This window comes from Clostridium sp., from assembly GCF_016650095.1.
Taxonomy (GTDB): Bacteria; Bacillota; Clostridia; order Clostridiales; family Clostridiaceae; genus Clostridium_AD.
This window is the reverse complement of sequence record NZ_JAENWL010000321.1, coordinates 1-4,401: the sequence shown is the minus strand read 5'-3', so window position 1 is coordinate 4,401 and position 4,401 is coordinate 1. Positions and strand designations below refer to the sequence as shown.

The following is a 4,401-nucleotide window of genomic DNA, read 5'->3' as shown; positions in this document are numbered from 1 at the left end:
TTTAAATTACTCTATTAATTTTGTACACTACCAAATTATAGGAATAAAAAGAGTGAATGTAGCGAGATAAATGCTGCATTTATTTTTTTTACAAGCAGGCATCAAGGTCAGTTATGTATTATGAGCTCAAAAGCTAAAGAAAAGCTTGATATTAAAACTATTGTAGTAAACATAAACTTCCAGTTTATGTTTTGGTCCCTGATGTTGTAGTAAAAATTGGAAGTTTTTACTTTCTATCAGACGCTCCAGGCAACATAGTTTCAGATTTACATATTATTCCTGCACAGTCGGTGGAAGAAGCAATTACAAAGGCTGATGAGATTTTAGGCAGCATTTCCCTGAATGTCAAGTTATTTCAATACCAGTAGCTGATGGAGGTGAGGGAAGTGTAGATTGCTTCCTTACAGCATTAGGCGGGGAAAAAATAAATGTAATAGTTAAAAATCCGTATTTTGAAGATATGGAATCATTTTATGGAATTATCGACAACGGTAATACAGCTGTAATAGAAATGGCAGCTTGTGCTGGACTACCACTAGTTGAAGACAGAAAGGATCCGACGAAAACTACTACTTACGGTGTTGGACAGCTGATTTTAGATGCTGCAAGTAGAGGAGTAAAGAAGATAATTGTAGGCCTTGGTGGAAGTAGTACAAATGATTGCGGCTGTGGCGCTGCTGCGGCAACAGGAGTAAAGTTCTTTAACTATAAAGGTGAAGAGTTTGTTCCTACAGGAGGAACGACCCATGAGATTTCAAGCATTGATATATCAGGCAAGGCTGAAGTTCTAAATGGAATTGAAGTAGTCACAATGTGCGATATTGATAATCCAATGTATGGGCCAATAGGTGCGGCCCATGTTTTTGGACCACAGAAGGGTGCGGATGCAGAAATGGTATTATTTCTAGATGATGGTGTTAAAAATGTTTCAGAAGTAATAAAAAAAGATTTATTAAAGGATCTAAGTGAAATACCTGGAGCAGGTGCCGCTGGCGCCATGGGTGCAGGAATGATTGCATTTTTTGATTCTGTATTGCAGATGGGAATAGAAACAGTCCTAGACACAGTTAATTTCAGTGATGTTATTACTGGTGCTGATATGATATTTACTGGTGAAGGAAAAATTGATTTCCAAAGTTTAAGGGGAAAAGTAGTTATCGGAGTGGCTAAGAGGGCGAAACTTCATAATGTTCCTGTGTCCGTTATTGCAGGTGGGGCAGATAACGGAATAGATGAGGCGTACGACTTGGGTGTGACTTCTATTTTTTCTATAAACAGATTACCAGAAGCTTTTGAAACCAGTCGGTATAAAAGTGCGGAAAACATTACATTCGCAGTAGATAATATTCTTCGACTGATTAAGAGTGTAAATAAAGTTTGAAAAAACATTTAACATTAATGCTCAAATAATTAAGCTTAAAATGATAGGTGCTGTATTAAAGTTTGCATCTACATTTTTTGTGATTAAAGACGAATTTTAGTATTAGGGGTAGATGTAAATGCCTCTATGAAAGGTAAAGTTGTATAGATGTAACGAAAATAGACGCTTCTGCGTCAAAGCGAAGACATATTAGTAAACGTAAGCTTACTATGGGTATGGCTAATGAAGATACGATATCTTTATTTATATCATAACCTTCAGATGAAAGATCATGTAGAATCTCCGACATATGGTAAACGTTATAAAATATAATGGTATTAGCAACTAAATGATTATACTTTATCCTTTTTCGTTGGTCTTCTCGGTTATTTGACCTAATTACCCCATCACTCCCAAAATTTATCCACTTCGTAGATCCGTTAAAAGATTCATTGGAAGGTGTAGGCTATAGTATTGTTGAATGCATGGACATAATTAACGAAATGGGAAGACAGAGATAGATTTGTGTTATCAGCAGGACATGGGTCCATGCTTATATATTCTTTACTTAATATTTTTGGATACGATTTGAGTATAGAAGATATAAAAAACTTTAGACAATATGGTAGTAAAACTCCAGGACATCCAGAGTATAAGCATACTGATGGAGTGGAAACCACTACAGGGCCACTTGGACAAGGCATTTGTAATGCAGTAGGTATGGCAATTTCTGAAACTTATCTTGCAGAAAAATTTAATAAACCAAGCTTCAAGGTTGTAGATCATTACACTTATACTATAGCTGCTGCTAAAAAGGAAGATAAAAAGCCAAGTATTATAATTGTAAAAAATATAATAGGATATGGTTGTCTCGCTAAGCAAGGAACGGCTTCAGCGCATGGAGAACCTCTTGGAGTAGGTAATATAATTGATTTAAAGAAAAACTTAGAATGGAATTATGATACTTTTACTGTCCCAGCACAAGTTAAAAGACACATTGAAAGCTTTAATAAAGAGGCAGCTGTGAAAGAAGAAGAATGGAACAAGTTATTTGAAGGCTATAAAATAGCTTACCCAGAGATTGCAAAAGAATGGGCACTTTGGTTTAGTGGTAAAATAACCACTGATTTATTAGACGATGAAAACTTTTGGAGCTTTGATAAACCAATGGCAACAAGAGAATCTTCAGGAATACTTATTAATAGACTAGCTAAACTTGTACCGAATATAATAGGAGGTTCAGCAGATCTTGCTCCCTCAAATAAGACTTATATGAAGGGAAGAGGTGATTTTTCTGCGAAAGATAGAACTGGAGTAAATTTGCATTTTGGAGTAAGAGAACATGCAATGGCTGCTATCGCTAATGGAATATATCTTCATGGTGGTTTAAAGGTATTTGTATCAAATTTCTTCGTATTTAGTGATTATATGAAGGGAGCTATGAGACTATCGGCAATAATGAAACTACCAATACCTTACGTGTTAACTCATGATAGTATTGGAGTTGGAGAAGATGGACCAACTCATGAGCCTATAGAACAACTAGCTACTCTAAGAGCTATACCAAATATGACAGTATTTAGACCAGCAGATTCAAAAGAAGCAGCAGCAGGTTGGTATTATGCTGTAGCTAAAGCTGAAGGACCTGTATCACTTGTTTTAAACAAGGCAGACGTTACCTCTATATTAGGGATCAGGAAAAGCAGCTCTTAAGGGTGGATATATACTTAAGGATTCTGAAAAAGAAATCCCTGATGTAATTTTAATCGCTTCTGGTTCAGAAGTGGAACTTATCTACAAAGCTGCTGATGAATTAAAAATTAATGGAATTGCTGCAAGAGTTGTAAGTATGCCTTCCTTTGAATTATTTGAGGTACAGAGCTTAGAGTATAAAGAGTCGGTAATTCCAAACAAAGTAAGAGCAAGAGTTGCTGTAGAAGCTGCTACTTCCTTTGGATGGCATAAATATGTAGGACTTGATGGGGCTGTAATCTCAATTGATCATTTTGGAGCATCTGGTAAAGCAGAAATTTTATTTAAAGAGTTCAGATTTACAGTAAAGAATGTAGTTGAAACAGTATTGTCTTTAAAAAAATAAATATTCTGATCTTTGATTAATATCCTAATAAGTAAAAGCTCCTTACATTATACGTAATACGAACTTGAACATATAATTAGGGTAGAAATTAAAAGTGAGGTAAAGAATTAATTCCAAATAAAAAAATAGCAGCATCAACTACAGAACAATATAAAAGTATTATTAAAACTTTAAAAGAAGGATTTACTGTTGATGGTAAGGTTTTTAGAATTAATATACCATATGTAATAATTAAACTTGCCATTAAAGAAACTGAAGCACTCGATATTTACATAAATGATAAGGAAAATAACAGGTCATTTTAATTTGCCCCTTTTTTTGCCCCTTATAGTTTAAAATAATTGGGGATAGATAAGTATATTTTATAAAGTAAAATGAGCATTTAAGCCACTTTGAGGGCTATTTTAAATTACTTAAAACGCCAATTTACGAACCAGTTGGTCGCAGGTTCGACTCCTGTCCGACTCACCATAACAAAGACAGTGAAATTAACTAATATGTAATTTTGTTAAGATCAACTTTAAAAAGCTTATGTTGGATTAAGGAGCTGATTTTTGTATTGTTAACTGCACATAAAAAAAGGTATAGCAATTTTGCTATACCTTTTTCGATACAAGCTGATTTACAGCTTGCATATCTGCTGGAGCCCAGTTTAGAGAGAGTAAATTCTCTCTATGTAACCATATCAATTTTGAATGCTCGTTAGCCGTAGGAGTACCAGATGCTATGCGGCACTTAACAGTAATTAAATTCACTATAAATTTATCATATTCATGAGTATTATCATTAAATACATCAATAAATTCAACATTGCAAGCCAGCTCTTCTTTTATTTCTCTTTCAATAGCCTCTTTGAAAGTTTCACTGCCTTCTATCTTACCACCCGGAAACTCCCACATGTTTGGGAGAGACATCATTGGAGAGCGAAGAGCACATAAGATTT

1 protein-coding gene and 3 pseudogenes are annotated in these 4,401 nt (G+C 34.7%); 2 read left to right on the top strand and 2 right to left on the bottom strand.

Annotated elements, in window-relative coordinates:
- Positions 1–334: 334 nt before the first annotated feature.
- Positions 335–1,381, top strand: a pseudogene (locus JJE11_RS15360) (glycerate kinase); the annotation flags it as partial.
- Between the two features lie 124 nt (positions 1,382–1,505).
- Here JJE11_RS15360 and JJE11_RS17800 read toward each other — a convergent pair.
- A pseudogene (locus JJE11_RS17800) lies at positions 1,506–1,802 on the bottom strand (Tn3 family transposase); the annotation flags it as partial.
- Between the two features lie 59 nt (positions 1,803–1,861).
- Here JJE11_RS17800 and JJE11_RS15355 point away from each other — a divergent pair.
- A pseudogene (locus JJE11_RS15355) lies at positions 1,862–3,458 on the top strand (transketolase); the annotation flags it as partial.
- A 596-nt stretch (positions 3,459–4,054) separates the two neighbouring features.
- Here the strand turns inward: JJE11_RS15355 and JJE11_RS15350 are convergent.
- A complete protein-coding gene (locus JJE11_RS15350) occupies positions 4,055–4,399 on the bottom strand; it encodes a (deoxy)nucleoside triphosphate pyrophosphohydrolase (protein WP_291637179.1) in 345 nt (114 codons plus the stop codon).
- Positions 4,400–4,401 lie beyond the last annotated feature (2 nt).